Here is a 16,329-nt window from a genome sequence, read left to right as displayed (position 1 = left end):
TTATTACGCCATGTTCGCGTAGCTCGCCAGCAGTTCCTCGGACTCCCGCGAGAACTTCCAGGTGTTGTCGACGTTCTTCCAGGTCACCGGGATCGGGTAGCAGTTCTCGCCCAGGCAGCTGTTGAGGTTCGCGCTGAGCACGTCGCCGTTCACCGAGACCGGGCCGATGACCGACCAGTTGTACCCGGGGATCCGGTTGATGACCGCGCCGACGACCGCGAGCTTGCTCGGGTCGCCCGATTCCAGCTCCGCGGCGGAGCCGTTGAGCGCGGCCTGCAGCTTGCCCTGCAGCGCGCCCGTCGACGGGGCGGCGGGGGCCGCGATGGCGGCGGGAGCGGTGACGACGACGGCGGCGCCCACCGGAATCAGCAGGGCGGCAGCGGTCATCGACGCCGCGGCGAACTTGCGGATCATGGGTACATCTCCTTATGCGTAGGTAAGCCTAAGCTTAAGAAGCACCATATACGCCCTGTCTCAGGAACGTCGATCCACTGTTGCCCATGCGGCCAACGCCACAACGCCGGAAACCACGGCCACCGACGGCCACGCGCCGATCTTCTTCGCCAGCGGATGCGACGCGCCCATGGCTCCCACCGCGACTCCGGTGAGCGCCGCGGCGCCGCCCGCGCCGGCCGTCCGGTACCACTGCGGGACGGCAGCCAGCGTGCCCGCCGCGAACACCGCGCCGCCGAGCTGCCGCTGCTTGGTCGCCTGGGCGAGCGCGAAGCCACCGGTCAAGCCACCGGCGGCGAGCAACGACGTAGGAATCCGAGCCATCTTCACAACCTCCACGGAATCGATCAACTGCCCTTGACAGTAGCTCGCCCGAAATCCGGCCCCCCGACTTCGGCACCCGGGGAAATTGGGTTGACGGGTTGGGCGGCGTGCGGTGAAGTTGAGGCATGCGCATGCTCATTTATGGCTGTTGATCTTTCAGCTCCATGGCGGCCCTGCTCGGGCGTCTGGTCGCGGTCCGAAGGCTGGTCCCGGGTCGTGGCTCCCCGGCCGGTCACCGGCCGCCGCCTGATTACGGCGTTCGCGGCCTGACGCTGCGGGCCGTCCTGTTCAAGGGCTCCGGCGATCTCATCCCGCTCTATGCGCTGTACGCCCTGTTGTTCGCCGAGCACGGGCTCAGCACCGCGCAGATCTCCTCGCTGCTCGCGATCTGGTCGTTGACGGCGTTCGTGCTCGAGGTGCCCTCGGGCGCGTGGGCCGACACCGTCTCGCGCCGCGCACTGCTGATCCTCAGCGCCGTCCTCATGGTCTGCGGCTTCACGGCCTGGACCGTCGCGCCGTCCTACCTGGGTTTCGCGATCGGCTTCGTGCTGTGGGGCACCGCGGGCGCGCTCGAATCGGGCACCTTCGAAGCTCTGGTCTACGACGACCTGGTCGCGCGCGGTGAACGCGCCGCCTACCCCCGCATCATGGGTTACACCCGCGCCGCGGAGGAAACCACCGTCGTCGTCGCGATCATGGCCGCCGCACTCCTCTACGCCTGGGGCGGTTACGCACTCGTCGGCTGGTCCAGCGTGGCCGTCGCCGCGGTGCACGCCGTCATCGCGCTGTCCATGCCGCGCGCGCCGATGGCGGTGTCGGCCGGAGCGGTCGAAGAGCTGGAAGAGCAGGTCGCCGAGGCGGATTCGGCCGAGGACGACGCGGGGCCGACGGAGAGCGTAGTTCTGTCGAACGGCAGAGCGGAGCAGACCGGCTCGTCGGGGCACGGGAATCGACCCGCCGTCCGGGCGGATTCAGCGAGCGAACAGGCGCCCCGAACTCCCGCACCGGAGGCGGGCGGCAGGCTGGAACTCGTCGGCTCGTCGCCGGGGCGTGGCAGCGTGCTGACGAATCCGGCAGCACCGCAGCCGGATTCGGCCGGGGCCAATGGGCAGGCACCGTCGCGGAACGGGCAGGCGGCCGGGGAGTCCCGGGAACCGGATGTCTTCGCGCGATATCTGCTGATGCTGCGCACCGGGATCGGGGAGGCGGTGCGGGTGCCGCGGGTGCGGTACGGCGTGCTGCTCGGCTCGCTGCTGTACGGCATCACCGCCTTCGACGAGTATTTCGCGTTGCTGGCGCAGTCGGCGGGTGCGGCGACGGCGGTGGTGGCGGTGCTGGTCGGGGTGACGGTGCTGGGGTCGATGGCCGGTGCGCTGCTGGCCGGGCGGACCGAGGGAATCGCGGCGCGGACGATGGCGCTGGCGCTGGTGCTCGCGGCGGCGCTGTTCATCACCGGTGTGGTGGTGGCGGGCCTGGCCACCGCGCACTCGGCCTCGGTCTACCTGCTGACCGGGTTCGGCTTCACGGCGATCGGCGCGTCCTACGGCATCGTCTACAACAGCAGCGTGGTGGCCGAGGCGCGGCTGCAGGATTCGATCGAGGGTCCGGCGCGGGCCACGGTCACCTCCGTTTCGGGCCTGCTGGCGGAGGTGGTCGCGCTGGCGATCTTCGGGTTCGTCGCCCTGGCCACGGTGTGGCTGTCGATGGCGAGCACGCTGGCGTTGCTCGGCGGCCTGATCCTGGCCATCGCCCTGGTCACCCCGTCCTGGCTGCCGCGTCACCGATGAGTCGCATATCTGGCATGGAGCATTGCCAGATTGCCGAAGGTGTGAGACCGTCGGTATCAGACGCGCTCGACGATCAGGCCGGGCGCTCGATCCGATGGGTGCGATGCAATGGCGCATGACAACCAGGCCTTCCTGCCGACTCCGCGGTTGTTCACGGAGTTCCCGTTCAAATACGCGGTGCCGGTGTTCGCGCCGGGCGATCTGCGCTGCACGACGGCGCAGCGGGATTCCTTCCGCCGATTCGCCCAGCAGGGCGATCCGCTGGCGGACGCGGTGGTCGCCATGTTCCGGCAGTTGCCGGTCGGCGAGGGGCGGCGGATGTTCGAGGTCGCGCTGGCGCGCGGCATCGAGGCCGTGCCGGACGCACCCGAGGAACTGCGCGCCTTCTTCGCGCAGGTCGAGGCCGAGCCGTATTGGCTGGATCGCGCGAAGATCGACCGTGGGGCGCGGGTGGTGGGCCGCACCAGCGTGTGGGGCGGCATCGCGATGGGCATGTTCGCGCTGATGGGCGGCTATCTCGCGTCCCGCGCCGACAAGGCCCTGGTCGGCACCGGTGATCTGGATTCGATGGCGCCGCGCCGGCTGGCCGAGACCACCCAGTGGTGGCTCGACGTCACCACTCCCGGTGCGCTGCGGCGTAATTCGACCGGGTATCAGAGCGTGCTGCGGGTGCGTCTCATGCACGCGCTGGTCCGCGCCGGCATGAACCGCCGCCCGGATTGGGATTACGAAGCCTGGGACCACCCGATCAACCAGGTGCTCACCGTCGGCACCCTCGGCCTGTTCTCGATGGCGAATCTGGTGGGCGCGCAGGCGCTCGGCCTGCGTTTCTCCGCCACCGAGAAGGACGCCGTGTTCCAGCTCTGGCGCTACATCGGCTTCCTGCTCGGCATCGACCAGGAAATCCTGCCCACCTGCGAATCCGATACCTGGCGCGCCTTCTGGATCCTCGCCGACACCGAGTTCATCCCCGACGCCGATTCCCAGCGCCTGGCCCAGGCCTTGATCCCCGCCGCCGGTGGGCTGTTCGTCGGCGACGAGACCGCGCCCCGCCGCGTGGTGCGCCGCCTGCTCACCGAGTACATGGTCGCCTACAGCCGAATCGTTCTCGGCCCGACCAACTCCGACTTCCTCGGCCTCCCCGACCGGCGGCTCTTCAAGTCCGCCGTCTTGGCCACCGCCGCCGTCAACGGCATCCTGGAAACCCCGCGCCAACTCATCCCCGGCGCCACCCGCCTGCACGAACGCATCGGCGCCCACGTCCGCACCCGCCTGGTCCGCGGCTCCATCGCCCGCAACGGCGGCGACCGCACCTACGCCCGCCACGACACCTACGCCCGTCCCGCCCTCCGCGCGGGCTGACCGCCGACCTGCACGCATCCGCCCTGCGCGGGGTGATCGAACGGCAGCCCCGCCCGTGGGGCCCTGGGTTCGGGCGGATCGAGCCGCTGCCGCGACCGGGCCGCGGCACCACCCTGCGCGCGGATTGCGGCGGCCGCCGTCAACTGCGCTCTGCGACTGCCGCTTTCGGCGGCCGGCCGCCGAGTTGATCGACGCGTTGCTGTCTACGCCTGCGCCTGAACACGTGGGCCGAGCGAGCTGCCGTCGGCCGGAATCCGCAAGCTTCCGGCGGGCCGGTCCGCACGGGCTGAGCGATCGGCGCGCCGGCCGTATCTATCTGCGGCCTGGCATGCAGCCTGTTGAGTCGCCGCCGCCCGCGCCCGCTCCGGACGCGGACCAACCGGCCGGACCCCGAGGCGAGAAGGTCGAATCCGATCGCCATGCCGCTACAGCGCGACCTCGTAGTGGAATTGCGGTCGACACGCCTGAGGGCACCGCAAAGGAACTACGCGGTTCAGCTGGTTGGTCGACGCCGAGCCTGCGGTTGCGCGCGGGCCGCGCTGTGGAGGCTCGGACCGGCCCGGTGGAGATCGGTGGTATGCCGATGCGGCGGCGACGATCACCTACGCGTGGCCAGCGCGCAGGCGATCGGTTCATGGCGGATCGCTTGTGGATGCCTGTGGACGAATCTCCGCACACCCTGGCCCGGAATCGGGCGACGGTACGGTGCGGGGATGGATCGGCGGACGCGGTGGGGAGTGGTGTTCGGGTTCTGTATCGGGGCCGGGGTGGCGGTGCAGAGCCGGATCAATGGGGCGCTGGGGGTGCGGTTGCACGACGGGATCGCCGCGGCGGTGGTCAGTTTCGGGACCGGGCTGCTGGTGCTGGCTGTCGTGTTCGGGGTCAGCGGGCGGTTGCGGGCCGGGGCGGGGCGGGTGTGGTCGGCGGTGCGGGGCGGGGAGTTGCGGAACTGGCAGTTGCTGGGTGGGTTGTTCGGGGCGGTTTTCGTGGGGTGCCAGGGGTTGACGGTCGGGGCGATCGGGGTGACCGCGTTCACCGTGGCGGCGGTGGCAGGGCAGTTGGTGAGCAGTCTGGTGGTGGATCGGCTCGGGGTGGCGCCGAGCGGCCGCGCGGCGGTGACCGGGGTGCGGATCGGCGGTGCGGTGCTGGCGGTGGGTGCGGTGCTGCTCGCGGGGCTGGGGCGGCGCGGTGGGTCCGAGGGTGCGCTCGCGCTGCCGGATTCGGTGCGGGACTTGTCGCCCGCGCTGTTGATCGTGCTGCCCGCACTGGCCGGGATCGGGCTGGCCTGGCAGCAGGCGGTGAACGGGCGGGTCGGCGCGGTCGGTGGTCCGTTCGCCGCGGCGCTGGTGAATTTCGCGGTGGGGCTGGTGGTTCTGGTCGCGCTCGAAGCGCTGGTGCTGGTGACCGTGGGCGGTCCCGCCGAATTCCCCCGCACGCCATGGCTGTATCTCGGCGGCTTCCTCGGTGTCGCGTTCATCGCGCTGGCGGCGGTGACCGTGCGGTGGATCAGCGTGCTGCTGCTGGGGCTCACCTCGGTCGCGGGCCAGCTCACCACGGCGCTGCTGCTGGATCTGCTGCTCCCGGCGGGCCCGGGGTTGTCGCCGCTGTCGGTGCTCGGCTGCCTGCTCACCCTGGCGGCGGTGGTGATCGCCACCCGGCGTTCCCGGGCCGACCTACGCAAACCGTACGGTCAGCCGTAAACTTCTCCGAAAAGCGTTCCGCCCATTCGTAATTCACGGTCAACCGCGATATGGGATCGTGCGGTCATGGCCGAGTACGGGGTGTGGATCGTGCGGTTGGGGCTGGCCGTGGTGTTCGGGCTGGCGGCTTGGGCGAAGCTGGCGGACCGGGTCGGAGCCAGGCAGGCGGTGGTCGATTTCGGAGTGCCGGTCCGCTGGGCTCCCGCTGTGGCCTGGGCCCTGCCGGCGGTGGAAGCCGGATTGGCGGTGGCGCTGCTGATTCCGTGGACGGCAGTGGTCGCCGCGGCCGCCGCCGTCCTGGTGCTGGGCGTATTCACCGGCGCGATAATCCGATTGCTCGTGCTCGGCAGGCGGCCGGCGTGCTCGTGCTTCGGCGCGGCGAGCAACACGCCGATCGGCCGGCACACGCTGATCCGCAACGCGCTGCTGCTCCTGCTCGCCGTACTCGCGGGCGTGAGTTCGGCCCGCTACCAGCGGGTTCCGCAGGCTCTGCCTGCCGATCACGCGGTCGGCCTCGTGGCGGCGGCCGCCTGCTGCGCCGTACTGCTGTGGCTGCTTACCGAGGTCCGGCAGGTCCGCAGACGCCTGGACGAGCAGGCGCTGTCCTCGCTCGGCGCGGAGGGCCTGCCGGTGGGCGCGGTCGCGCCGGAGTTCGAGCTCGCCGCCGCCGACGGCGACCGGGTCGACCTGGCCGGATTGCTGGCGCGCACGCCCCAGGTGCTGCTGGTCTTCGTGCATCCCGGCTGCGAGATGTGCGCCGCCCTGGCCCGGGAACTGCCACGCTGGCAGGAGCGCACCGCCCGCACGCTGCGTATCGTCCTGGTGGGCAACGGCGACCCGGAGGAGCACGCGCGGTGGGGTCGTGAGCTGGGGATTGGCGCGATCCCGGTGCTGGTGCAGCAGGCCAACGAGGCGGCGTTGCGGTATCGGGTGCGCGGTACGCCGTCGGCGGTGCTGATCGCCGGGGAGCGGGTGGCGGCACCGGTGGCGCGCGGCGCGATGGCCGTCCGCGAATTGATCATGCAGGCGAAAACGGTTGTCCGGCAATGACGGACGGAAGAATCAGACATTTGGTCCGAAACTCCCGAGTGGCGATTTCGAGGCCGCCCGGTATTTCCGGACAAAACGGGTCGGTCCTTCAATTCTTCTGCCGCACAATCGATTTCGGCAAATAACCGACCGGCCCCGTCGATACCATTGTTGGTGCAAGGATCTACCCGCCGACCAGCAACGAGGTGAAAGATCATGGCGGATTTCGCTTTTACCGACTACTCCGGCAAAGAATTCGTTATCCGGCTGACCAACGAGCAGCGAATCCAGGAGGCACGCCGCATCCTCTCCGGCGAGGAGACGATGTCGGTCCATGTGATGGGCCGAATCCGGAAACAACCCGCGGAGTACAACCCGGGCTGGAGTTTCCATCTCGACTCCGACACGATCACCTTCTTCACGGTGGCGATCGAGGTGTGTGATGCCAGCATCACCTACGTGGACGACCACTTGGACGAGGCGTGTGGCGCGTTCCTGCCCGGCTGCTTCTGGTGCCCCTGGTCGTCCAGGCTGACCAGGGAGCTGACCGCCTGATATCGCTACCGGGGCCGGTTCGGCGCAGCACCGGCCCTACCTCGGCTCAGAGTTTGCGCGTGCGCAGTTCGTGACCCTTGGACGTCTTGCAGCGCCCCGTCTCCAGATCCCACTGCCAGCCGTGCAGGTTGCAGGTCAGCGTATTGCCCTCCACCACACCGAACTTCGACAGATCCGCCTTCAGGTGCGGGCAGCGCCGCTGCACCTCCCAGCCGGCCAGCTCGGTGGACGCGGTGTCGTCGTGCGCCTCGGAGAACCAGCCGTCGGCGTAGGCGATGCGCTCATCGGTGAGGCATTTGAAGAAGGTGTAGAGGAATTCGTTGTACCCGCCGATCCGCCACGCCTGGAAGCGGGTGGACAGGAAGATGGTGTTCACCCAGTCGGGTTCGTTGTCGCGCAGCACGGTGCGCACCAGTTCCGGCGCGATCCGGAAACCGTAGCGGTAGCGGCCCTCGCCCTCGATCGGCGCGCGCACCACCCGCTTCGGGAAGTCCAGCACCACGGTTTCCTCGCCGATGACCAGGCCGACGGGGTAGCCGATGCCGTCGCAGATCAGATCCGACTGCGCCATGATCGGTTCGAACAGCGCCTGCAGCGGCTCCAGGAACGGCTCGGAACCCGTTGCCCAGGAAGCCTTCTCCGCCGCCAGCACCGGTGCGAGCCGCTGCGCCATCTGCTCGATGTAGGCGGCCTTGTCGTCGTAGATCCGCGCCGGATCGACCGGATGGGACAGGTCCGCGAGGTCTTTGCCCTGCACGTCGGCGACCGAACCCGGGATCATCAGGATCCCGCCTTCGTTGCCGTGGATCCGCATCTGCTCCAGGAACGTCATCTGATCCGGGAAGATGTTGCCTTCGTCACCGCGGTCGTCGTTGAGGTAGCGCAGCTCGTCGTCGAGGAACACCGGCGGGCCGGCGGAGGGCACCACCCAGGTCGCGCCGACCTGCTCGATGTAGCTGCGCGCCCGGTCCATTCCGCGCTGGCGCTTCTGCTTGCCGAAGTTGGCCTTGGTGCGGGCCGGGATGTCGTACACCATCGGATACCAGATGGCGCCGGAGTACTGGAGCAGATGCACGTCGATGTGACCGAACGCGTCGTGCACCACGTCCATGTCCACCGGGCGGGCGTCGTTCATGTTGAAACAGGTGGTCTCACCGTCGGAGACGATCAGGCCGGAGTCGCCGATCGGGCCGTCGGCGGGTGCGCGCAAGGCCACGATCATGATGTCGAGCTGAGCGTCGGCGGGGACGCCCGCCCGCCAGGGCAGGCCGATCAGGGAGTGCTTGACCGAGTCGTTGGTCTCGAAGAAGCGGTGGAAGCCCAGATTCACCAGCTCGCGGCGCAGGTCCGGCACCGGGTAGTCCGGCAGCAGCACCGTCGCGTCCTTGTTGACGTGCCGGGCCAGCAGCTTCGCGTCGAAGTGATCGCGGTGCAGGTGCGAGACGTAGAGGAAATCGCAATTGCCCAGCTCGTCCCAGTCCAGCTGGGTGTTGTCGGGAAACGGGAACCACGAACCGAAGTACGCGGGATTGACCCAGGGATCGCAAAGGATCGTCCCGGCCGCGGTGCGGATGTGGAATCCGGCGTGTCCGACGCTGGTGATCTGCACGAGCTGCTCCTCCTACCGTTACCAGTGATCCAGGGTACGGCGGTGTCGAATCGGCGTGCGCGGTGCCCCGCGTGCCCGCCGCTAGGGCGAAACGTCTCCGATGCAGTACCCCTCGGGCTGTTCTACCAGGGTGAAGGTGCGCGTTTGCGCGACGCCCGAGGAATTGGTGACCGGCACCGTCACCGCGATGTAGTCGCCGCGCAGCCGCTCGGAACTGATCTGCTGATCGGCGAACCGGGTGCTGCCGGTGAGCCGGCCCGGATTGCCGAACAGGGGCGCGGGCACCGGCTTGCCGCTGCCGGTGGGATCCCAGGCGGCCGGGCTCGCCTTGCAGACCAGCGGATATTCGGCCTCTTTGTCGGCCGGGTCGAGCGGTGTGCCGACGAAGCGGGACAGGTAGCGGCGGACGGTGTGCCGGGCGTCGGCGTCGTCGTACCCGGCCTGCGTACCCGCCGGATACACCCGCGGGCAGGCGTAACCCGAGGCGAGCGCGTCGCGTTCGACGGTGACGGTCGTCTCGGAATCCTTCCAGGTCACCACGTCCTTCGTCGCGGTGCCCGGCGTGGCCAGCGCCGCCAGGATGCCGGTCTGGTCGGCGTACATCGACTCCACGCTCTTCGGCGGGATGATCCAGCACCGATCCTGCAGCTCGGCGAGCTCGATCGAAGTCAGATCGGCGGCCCAGCGCTGCAGGGCGGGCGCGGCCTCCGGCACGCCCGGCACGGCCCCGACCGGGGGCGCGTCGGCGGGCGGCGGGGCCGAGGTCGAGGTGACCGGCGTGGGAATCGCGGCCGGCGGGGTGGTGCGGGCCGGCGCGGCAGCCGGGCTCGGCTCGTCGCCCGGAATGCCGGAGACGGAATCGCACCCCGCGAGCAGCAACACCGCGAGCCCACCCAGCACGGCCCGCCCGCGTAGTGTTTTCCGTTCGCGGACACGCGATTTCGGCCGAGTGGATTCCACTTCGACGATCCTCTTTCTTTCCGATCGAATTGCGGTGCTCACTCTGCCGTACCGGGGTGCCGCCGCGCTACCGCCCCCGGCCCGGGGCTCGCCTCTGCCGGATCCGGAGTGGTGTGACTACGCTATCGAAATTGTGGAACCCGTCTACCGGACGATCATCGGGCTGGCCCGAACCGTCTTCTTCGTCGAAGGTCTGAAGTTCACCGTCAAGGGCGCGGAGAACATCCCCGCCTCGGGTGGGGCCGTGCTCGCGGTCAACCACACCGGCTACATGGACTTCACCTATGCCGGTCTGCCGGTGCGCACCCCCAAGCGCTACATCCGGTTCATGGCCAAGAAAGAAGTCTTCGACAACGCCATCTCCGGCCCGATCATGCGGGCGCTCAAGCACATCCCGGTGGATCGGGGCGCGGGCGCGGATTCCTATAAGGCGGCCGTCGATTACCTGAAGCGCGGCGAATTGGTCGGGGTGTATCCCGAGGCGACCATCAGCCGCAGCTTCGAGATCAAGGAATTCAAGTCCGGCGCGGCGCGCATGGCCATCGAGTCCGGGGTGCCGGTGATCCCGATCGTCATCTGGGGCGCGCAGCGGGTGTGGACCAAGGGCTTCCCGAAGCGCCTGGGCCGCACCAACACTCCGATCTTCATCGCCGTCGGCAAGCCGATCCAGCCTTACGAGCCGGCCGCGGAGCTCACCGCCGAACTGCGCGCCACCATGCAGGAGATGCTGCGGGACCTGCAAAAGGACTACGTCCACGAGCCCGGCGCCTACTGGGTGCCCGCTCGCCTCGGCGGCAGCGCGCCCACCCTGGAGGAGGCCGACGCGATGGACGCCGCCGAGGTGGCCGAGCGCGCCGCCCGCCGGAAGTCCGAGTAGCTAGGACGCCCAGGGGCCGATGCCGCCGACCTTCTCGATCCGGATCCGGGTCAGCAGGCCCGGCGGCGCGTCGGCGGGCGGGAAGTCCACGTCCGGGCTCGCGAGCGTCTGCGCCAGCTCGGTCAGCAGTTCCGGCGCGCCGCCCTCGACCACGCGCGCCGTCCCCTTGATCGACAGGTAGGGCCGCATAAGTTCGCCCGGCTCCTGGGCCAAGATCGTCACCGCGACCCGCCCGTCCCGGCGCACATTGCGCACCTTCAGGTACTCCCCGAGGTGCGCCGTCACCAGCTCGTCGCCCTCCGGCGTCTCCCGCAGCGCCACCCACACCACCGAAACCTGCGGGCTCCCGTCGGCGTTCAGCGTCACCAGCGTCGCGTCCGCGCCCGCCCCGATCAGTTCCCGTGCAGAGTCATCCAATCGCATGCGTACTACCAACGCCCGCCCCTGGAATTCATTCCAGCGCGCGATAACTCGTCAATGGGCGCAGGGGGTAACCGGGACCGCCGAAGTCGGGAGGCCGATGAACTCGCCGCAGGGGTAACCCGGCATGGCGGCGGCGAGAGGCGGATCAACGCGCCCCGGGGGTAACCCGGCAGGGCTGCGGCCGGGAGCCGGATCAACCCGTCGCAGCCGGAGAACGTCGCAGCCGAGGCTCGATGCCCAGGTCAATCAGCCGGAAGCCAGCGCACCGGTGTGACCTCCCGGATATGCACGAGCAGGTGGAAGGCATCGGCGAGCGCGTCGACGGTGAGGTGTTCGTCGGCGTCGCGATCGGGGGAGTACACGCCGCTGATCGTGCGGGTGGTCGTGGCGCGGCGTCGCCATCGGTGCACCAATTCCGGTGCGTCGCCACGCAGTTCGAGCCAGTGGTCGGTGAGACCTGCCGTGCCGAGCGAGGCGTCCAGCCACTCGGGCGCCGGCTCCGGCACCACGGCGACGCCCAGATCGCCGTGGTGGAAACCGATCGCCACGCTGACGTAGTCGTCGCCCAGGGCGGCGGCGAGATAGCTTCCGGCGCTGCGGAACTCGCCGTCGGGGGACAGGCCCACCCGCGGTGACGACGCGGCGACGTGCGCTGTGCCGTCCCAGTAGGCGATTTTCGCGCCGGTGCGGTGGCGCCAGTCGAGAATTCGCGCCGCCGAGCGGCGTTCGTCGTAGGCGAAGCCGCCCGTGCCCGCGATGCTCTGCTCGTGGAATTCGAGGATGCGCCCGGCGTGCTCGACCGTTTCGGCGGGGACCGGCAGCGTTTTCACCAGTTCATATGCGTCGCGGGCCTGCTCGGCGAATGGCCGGCCGGGGTGGGTGCCCTGCGCGCGCTGCACATGCTCGTCGATCGTGTGGGCGGTGCGGATCACCGCGTAGTGCGTTTCGATCTCGGTCGCGGCCGTCGTCGAGAGGGGCCGGACTCCGGCGAGCACCGCGTCGTAGTCCGAGGGCGCGGCCAGGGTCGGCTCGATGCCGAAGATCCGGATCGGATCGCCGGGATGGCCGCGGTTGTATTCGGCGATCCAGTCGAGGGTTTCGGCCATTTCCTCGGTCCGCCACGGCCGCCAAGCGCCCGACAGTACCGCGCGGGCGTCACCCGCTCCGGTGCGCACGTGATGGTCGAGTCGCTCCCCGGCCGCGACCGTGTCCTGCACGGCCAGCGCGCGGAAACCATAGCGGTGCACCAGTTCCTGGAACACGCGTCGGCGGATGCCGAAGGTCTCTCGGGAGAACCGCGTCGATTCGCCGAGTCCGACGACCGCCGCGGCGCCGACCGCATCGGCCAGGGCCGCACCGTCGGACACGGGACGCGCGTTGTCCCGGATCCACCGCAGCACTTCGGGTTCGATCGTCATGACCAGCACCCGGCTCAGGCGGTGAGGACGCCGAGGACGACCGGTGCGGCCGCGGCCAAGGTCAGCGCCGCGGCGGCGGGGCTGCCGGCGACATCCTTGGCGCGCAGGTGTGCGGCCACCGCGCCGAGGAAGTACAGCACCACCCCGATGGCGGCCGCGATGCCGAGCGGTCGATAGACGATTCCGGCGAGCAGGCCCGCGGCGCCCGCGAATTCCAGCGCCGCGAGGACCGGGAACAGCCGCAGCGGCACGCCGAGCCGCACCATCGTCGAGGTCACCTCCTCGTCCCGCACGAGCTTCGCGCGACCGGAGACGACCAGGACGACGGCCAGCAGGACAGCGATGACGGTGTAAGCGATGAACATGTGATTCCTCCAGGAAGAACGTCGGTACGGAAAGTAAAGTACAACGTGCATTGCATGTTGTAAAGTGATCGTTGTACTTATCGAGAGGAGCAGTCGGTGAACAGCACGGCACAGCGGACGGGCCGGCCGCGCAAGGGCGCGGCCGACAAGCGGGAGGCCGTTCTCGGGGCGGCCCGCAAGGTCTTCGGGCAGGTCGGATACCTGGGGGCGAGCATCGACATGATCGCCACCGAGGCCCAGGTGTCCACGCGCACCATCTACAACCACTTCGCCAACAAGGAACAGCTCTTCGCCGTCGCCCTGACCGAGAGTTCCGAGCAGGTCGCCGCCCGGCACGAGGCGATGATCGCGCGGCACCTCCACGACGGCGTCACCGCCGCGACCCTCGAATCGGCGCTCGTGGCGCTGGCGACGGAGTGGCGGCGGCCGGACGCGGAAGCCGCCGAGCACTTCGCGATCGTGCGACGGATGCACGCCGAGGGTGAGGACTTCCCCGCCGAACTGGTGGAGACCTGGCGGGAATCCGGGCCCCGGCGGGTGCAGCGCGCGCTGGCCGAGCACCTGGCCGCACTCGGCGCGCGCGGGTTACTGCAGGTGGCCGATCCCGTTGTCGCGGCACAGCATTACGCGGTGCTCGTCACCAACAGCTGGAGTCAGGACTCGACCGGTGACGCCGAAACCGGCGTACACACCTTCCTGTACGGTCACCTGCCCCGCGGCTGACGGCGGCTACGAGGAACTGCGGCCGAGGGCCCGGCAGGCTGTCGGCGCGGGCAGCTTCCCGCTGCGGTAACCGGCCGGAGTCGTGCCCATGAGGGACCGGAAATCCGCCGTCATGTGGGACTGGTCGTAGTAGCCACTGGCCGCGGCCACCTGGGCCCAGGGCGTGTCCCCGGCGTGGGCGAGGACCGAGCGGACCCGGTCGATGCGAGCGAAGTGCTTGGGGGAGACGCCGATTCCGGCGGTGAAGAGGTTGCGGAGCTGGCGTTCGCTGACCGCGAGGTGGGCGGCGACGGCGTGTACCGGGGCGGTGGCGAGGGCGGCGGTCGCGGTGTGCAGCAGGCGGCGGTGGGCGCGCTCGGCCGGGTGCTCGGACAGCAGGTGGGGGAGGGCGCTTTCCAGGAACGGGAAGATCTCGCGCGGGTCGAGTTCGGTGAGGTCGGGGGCGAGGTCGGCGGCGGGGCCCGGCAGGTCGGTCAGGCGGAGGACGCGATCGGCCAGATCGACGGCGGGTACGCCGAGCAGCCGGGCGGTGGCGCCGGGGGCGAGCCGCAGGCGGGTGCAGCCGGCCGGTTCGTCGGTGACGGAGTAGACGGCGCGGGTTTGCGGGCCGAGTACCAGCGCGTCCCGCCGCCCGCTGCGCTCGGCGCGCAGCACGATGGTGGTCGTGGTCTGCGGAACGTGGGTGAACGGCGCGGAGACATCGGTGCCGGTCGGGATGTGCCCGAGCTCGGTGAGCCACGGCCGCAACGACTCCGGCGCCGGCACGACCGATTCGGCCAGGTCGGTGGTCAGCACCGAACGGCTCGGGGGTGCGGACAGCCGCGTCGTGCTCACAGCACCACTGTAAAAGAGATCGGGGCGCGGTGAGTGTGCCGAATTCTCCTATGCACGGGGCGAAAGTTATCCCCAGGCGGCCACAGCGCGCTGTTAGCGGATGTGCACGGATCGCGTGGTGCCGAAATCTCCTATAGCCGCGGGGGTTCGCGGCGGCAGGCTCGGATCCATGATTCTGGTTACCGGTGCCACGGGCACCATCGGCAGTGAGATCGTCCGGCAGCTCGCGGCGGACGGCGGGAAAGTACGTGCGGTCACCCGCGATCCGGCGCGGGCCAGGGTCCCGGCGGGCGTGGAGGTGGTGCGCGGCGACTACACCGACGCCGCGTCGATGGCGGCCGCGATGACGGGGGCCGAAGCGGTCTTCCTGGTGAGCGTACTGGGACCCGACGATCTGGACGCCGATCGCGCGCTCGTCGCCACCGCCCGGGACGCGGGCGTGCGGCGTGTGGTGAAACTGTCGGCGATCGGCACCGGCGAACCGGGTCTGGGCGATTTCAGCACCTGGCACCTGCCGGGGGAGAACGCGGTGCGCGACAGCGGGCTGGAGTGGACGATCCTGCGCCCCAGTTCGTTTGCGTCCAACACCCTGAGCTGGGCCGACCCGATTCGGGCCGGGCAACCGGTCCCCAATCTGACCGGCACCGGCATCCAGGGCGTGATCGATCCGCGCGACGTCGCCGCCGTCGCGGTCCACGCCCTGCGCACCTCGGAGCACGCGGGCCGCCTGTACACGCTGACCGGTCCGGAACTGCTGAGCGGACCCGATCAGGCCGCGATCCTCGGCGCCGCCCTCGGCCGCCGCCTCGAGGTCGCCGACATCCCGCATGCCGACGCCGCCGAACACATGCGGGCCGCGGGCATGTCGGCGCGGTTCGTGGAGGGCGCCCTCGCGGGTCAGGCCTACATCCGGGCGGGCGGCAACGCGGTACTCACCGCGGACGTCGCCACCGTGCTCGGCCGTCCGCCGCACACCTACGCGGCGTGGGCCGCCGCCAACGTCGCCGCGTTCGCGGCACGGTGAACGAGCCCGCACCGATACGCTGACCGGATGATCAAGGTGGTGGTGTTCGACGTCGGCGAGACGCTGATCGACGAGACGCGGATCTGGAGCCGGTGGGCGGACCGGCTGGGCGTGCCGCGGTTCGCGCTGCTCGGCGTGATCGGCGGGATGGCGGCGACGGGCCGGCCGCTCACCGACGCCTTCGCACTGGTGGCGCCCGGAATCGACGTCGAGGCCGAGCAGATCGCCTGGGCCGCCGAGGAACCCGACGGCCTGCGGGTGAATTTCGATGCCGAGGATCTGTATCCGGATGTGCGGCGCGCGCTTAGTGCCCTGCGCGCGCAGGGGTTGCGGGTGATCGTCGCCGGAAACCAGCCGCCGCAGGCGAAGGCGGCGCTGGAGGAGATGGAACTTCCGGTCGACGGCGTCTACACCTCCGCCGAATGGGGCCTGGAGAAGCCGGATCCGAAGTTCTTCCTGAAGGTCGCCGAGGTGGTCGGGGTCCGCCCCGCACAGATCTGCTACGTCGGCGACCGCGTCGACAACGACGTGCTGCCCGCGCACGCCGCGGGCATGAAACCGGTCCTGATCCGGCGCGGGCCCTGGGGCTATCTGCACGCGGAATTGCCGCAGGCCACCCGCTACGGCACGGTTGTCGACGATCTCGACGCCCTGCCCGCGCTGCTCGCCGGGTAGCGGCACCGTGACCAGCGGATTTCTGTATTGACCGGAAACCGGCTAAAGTTCTCGTTCGCACGACGGTGCCGGTTTCGGCAGCGCCGGGCGTGCGGATGTAGCGCAGCTGGTAGCGCATCACCTTGCCAAGGTGAGGGTCGCGAGTTCGAATCTCGTCATCCGCTCGGAGAGGCCCACGCACCTGGTGCGTGGGCCTTTTTCGTGTCGCGGG

At 69.9% G+C, this 16,329-nt stretch carries 17 protein-coding genes and 1 tRNA gene; 10 read left to right on the top strand and 8 right to left on the bottom strand.

Features of this window, described 5'->3' with window-relative positions; translation table 11 throughout:
* Positions 1-3: 3 nt before the first annotated feature.
* A complete protein-coding gene (locus AB0I43_RS06340; protein WP_356971806.1) occupies positions 4-414 on the bottom strand; it encodes a hypothetical protein in 411 nt (136 codons plus the stop codon).
* 60 nt (positions 415-474) lie between these two features.
* Positions 475-777 (bottom strand): hypothetical protein, encoded by a 303-nt coding sequence (locus AB0I43_RS06335; RefSeq protein WP_356971805.1) that lies wholly within the window; start codon positions 775-777, stop codon positions 475-477.
* A gap of 164 nt (positions 778-941) precedes the next feature.
* Here AB0I43_RS06335 and AB0I43_RS06330 point away from each other — a divergent pair, with 164 nt between their 5' ends.
* From AB0I43_RS06330 to AB0I43_RS06310, 5 genes are all read left to right on the top strand, one after another.
* Positions 942-2,564, top strand: a complete 1,623-nt coding sequence (locus AB0I43_RS06330) for an MFS transporter (protein WP_356971804.1) — start codon at positions 942-944, stop codon at positions 2,562-2,564.
* Between the two features lie 108 nt (positions 2,565-2,672).
* On the top strand, positions 2,673-3,926 hold the full coding sequence (locus AB0I43_RS06325) for an oxygenase MpaB family protein (protein ID WP_356971802.1): 1,254 nt from the start codon (positions 2,673-2,675) through the stop codon (positions 3,924-3,926).
* Between the two features lie 713 nt (positions 3,927-4,639).
* Positions 4,640-5,626 carry a DMT family transporter gene (locus AB0I43_RS06320; protein ID WP_356971800.1) on the top strand — a complete coding sequence of 329 codons (987 nt, stop codon included), beginning with the start codon at positions 4,640-4,642 and terminating at the stop codon, positions 5,624-5,626.
* A 66-nt stretch (positions 5,627-5,692) separates the two neighbouring features.
* Positions 5,693-6,676: a MauE/DoxX family redox-associated membrane protein gene (locus AB0I43_RS06315; RefSeq protein ID WP_356971798.1), complete on the top strand. Its 984-nt coding sequence runs from the start codon at positions 5,693-5,695 to the stop codon at positions 6,674-6,676.
* Positions 6,677-6,871: 195 nt separating this feature from the next.
* On the top strand, positions 6,872-7,210 hold the full coding sequence (locus tag AB0I43_RS06310) for a calmodulin (protein WP_356971796.1): 339 nt from the start codon (positions 6,872-6,874) through the stop codon (positions 7,208-7,210).
* Positions 7,211-7,256: 46 nt separating this feature from the next.
* On the opposite strand, the gene AB0I43_RS06305 is transcribed toward AB0I43_RS06310, so the two are convergent.
* On the bottom strand, positions 7,257-8,819 hold the full coding sequence (locus tag AB0I43_RS06305) for a Rieske 2Fe-2S domain-containing protein (protein ID WP_356971794.1): 1,563 nt from the start codon (positions 8,817-8,819) through the stop codon (positions 7,257-7,259).
* Positions 8,820-8,900: 81 nt separating this feature from the next.
* A complete protein-coding gene (locus AB0I43_RS06300; RefSeq protein WP_356971793.1) occupies positions 8,901-9,779 on the bottom strand; it encodes a hypothetical protein in 879 nt (292 codons plus the stop codon).
* Positions 9,780-9,912: 133 nt separating this feature from the next.
* Between AB0I43_RS06300 and AB0I43_RS06295 the strand changes: the two genes are divergently transcribed.
* A complete protein-coding gene (locus tag AB0I43_RS06295; RefSeq protein WP_356971791.1) occupies positions 9,913-10,656 on the top strand; it encodes a lysophospholipid acyltransferase family protein in 744 nt (247 codons plus the stop codon).
* Here the strand turns inward: AB0I43_RS06295 and AB0I43_RS06290 are convergent, their stop codons facing one another.
* From AB0I43_RS06290 to AB0I43_RS06280, 3 genes are all read right to left on the bottom strand, one after another.
* A complete protein-coding gene (locus AB0I43_RS06290) occupies positions 10,657-11,079 on the bottom strand; it encodes a PPOX class F420-dependent oxidoreductase (protein WP_356971789.1) in 423 nt (140 codons plus the stop codon). It abuts the gene before it with no gap.
* Between the two features lie 242 nt (positions 11,080-11,321).
* Positions 11,322-12,497 carry an erythromycin esterase family protein gene (locus AB0I43_RS06285; RefSeq protein WP_356971787.1) on the bottom strand — a complete coding sequence of 392 codons (1,176 nt, stop codon included), beginning with the start codon at positions 12,495-12,497 and terminating at the stop codon, positions 11,322-11,324.
* Between the two features lie 14 nt (positions 12,498-12,511).
* Positions 12,512-12,862 carry a DoxX family protein gene (locus AB0I43_RS06280; protein ID WP_356971785.1) on the bottom strand — a complete coding sequence of 117 codons (351 nt, stop codon included), beginning with the start codon at positions 12,860-12,862 and terminating at the stop codon, positions 12,512-12,514.
* Between the two features lie 96 nt (positions 12,863-12,958).
* Between AB0I43_RS06280 and AB0I43_RS06275 the strand changes: the two genes are divergently transcribed.
* A complete protein-coding gene (locus tag AB0I43_RS06275; protein WP_356971783.1) occupies positions 12,959-13,585 on the top strand; it encodes a TetR/AcrR family transcriptional regulator in 627 nt (208 codons plus the stop codon).
* A 6-nt stretch (positions 13,586-13,591) separates the two neighbouring features.
* Here the strand turns inward: AB0I43_RS06275 and AB0I43_RS06270 are convergent, their stop codons facing one another.
* Positions 13,592-14,419: a helix-turn-helix domain-containing protein gene (locus tag AB0I43_RS06270; RefSeq protein WP_356971781.1), complete on the bottom strand. Its 828-nt coding sequence runs from the start codon at positions 14,417-14,419 to the stop codon at positions 13,592-13,594.
* Positions 14,420-14,588: 169 nt separating this feature from the next.
* On the opposite strand from AB0I43_RS06270, the gene AB0I43_RS06265 reads away from it, so the two are divergent.
* The 3 genes from AB0I43_RS06265 (at position 14,589) to AB0I43_RS06255 (ending at position 16,282) form a co-directional block, all read left to right on the top strand.
* A complete protein-coding gene (locus tag AB0I43_RS06265; RefSeq protein ID WP_357431488.1) occupies positions 14,589-15,443 on the top strand; it encodes an SDR family oxidoreductase in 855 nt (284 codons plus the stop codon).
* A 27-nt stretch (positions 15,444-15,470) separates the two neighbouring features.
* Positions 15,471-16,118 (top strand): HAD family hydrolase, encoded by a 648-nt coding sequence (locus AB0I43_RS06260; RefSeq protein ID WP_356971778.1) that lies wholly within the window; start codon positions 15,471-15,473, stop codon positions 16,116-16,118.
* A gap of 91 nt (positions 16,119-16,209) precedes the next feature.
* Positions 16,210-16,282, top strand: a tRNA-Gly gene (locus AB0I43_RS06255).
* Positions 16,283-16,329 lie beyond the last annotated feature (47 nt).

Origin of the sequence: Nocardia sp. NPDC050435 (assembly GCF_040655395.1) — a bacterium.
Lineage (GTDB): Bacteria > Actinomycetota > Actinomycetes > Mycobacteriales > Mycobacteriaceae > Nocardia.
Note: the sequence above shows the minus strand (reverse complement) of the source record. Positions and strands in the feature narration are given on the sequence as shown.

Bases quoted from the DNA above. Each gene is read 5' to 3' on its own strand.
- AB0I43_RS06285 (WP_356971787.1), bottom strand. From the start codon at position 12,497: ATGACGATCGAACCCGAAGTGCTGCGGTGGATCCGGGACAACGCGCGT.
- AB0I43_RS06260 (WP_356971778.1), top strand. From the start codon at position 15,471: ATGATCAAGGTGGTGGTGTTCGACGTCGGCGAGACGCTGATCGACGAG.
- AB0I43_RS06320 (WP_356971800.1), top strand. From the start codon at position 4,640: ATGGATCGGCGGACGCGGTGGGGAGTGGTGTTCGGGTTCTGTATCGGG.
- AB0I43_RS06335 (WP_356971805.1), bottom strand. From the start codon at position 777: ATGGCTCGGATTCCTACGTCGTTGCTCGCCGCCGGTGGCTTGACCGGT.
- AB0I43_RS06330 (WP_356971804.1), top strand. From the start codon at position 942: ATGGCGGCCCTGCTCGGGCGTCTGGTCGCGGTCCGAAGGCTGGTCCCG.
- AB0I43_RS06280 (WP_356971785.1), bottom strand. From the start codon at position 12,862: ATGTTCATCGCTTACACCGTCATCGCTGTCCTGCTGGCCGTCGTCCTG.
- AB0I43_RS06315 (WP_356971798.1), top strand. From the start codon at position 5,693: ATGGCCGAGTACGGGGTGTGGATCGTGCGGTTGGGGCTGGCCGTGGTG.
- AB0I43_RS06325 (WP_356971802.1), top strand. From the start codon at position 2,673: ATGGCGCATGACAACCAGGCCTTCCTGCCGACTCCGCGGTTGTTCACG.
- AB0I43_RS06310 (WP_356971796.1), top strand. From the start codon at position 6,872: ATGGCGGATTTCGCTTTTACCGACTACTCCGGCAAAGAATTCGTTATC.
- AB0I43_RS06290 (WP_356971789.1), bottom strand. From the start codon at position 11,079: ATGCGATTGGATGACTCTGCACGGGAACTGATCGGGGCGGGCGCGGAC.
- AB0I43_RS06265 (WP_357431488.1), top strand. From the start codon at position 14,589: ATGATTCTGGTTACCGGTGCCACGGGCACCATCGGCAGTGAGATCGTC.
- AB0I43_RS06340 (WP_356971806.1), bottom strand. From the start codon at position 414: ATGATCCGCAAGTTCGCCGCGGCGTCGATGACCGCTGCCGCCCTGCTG.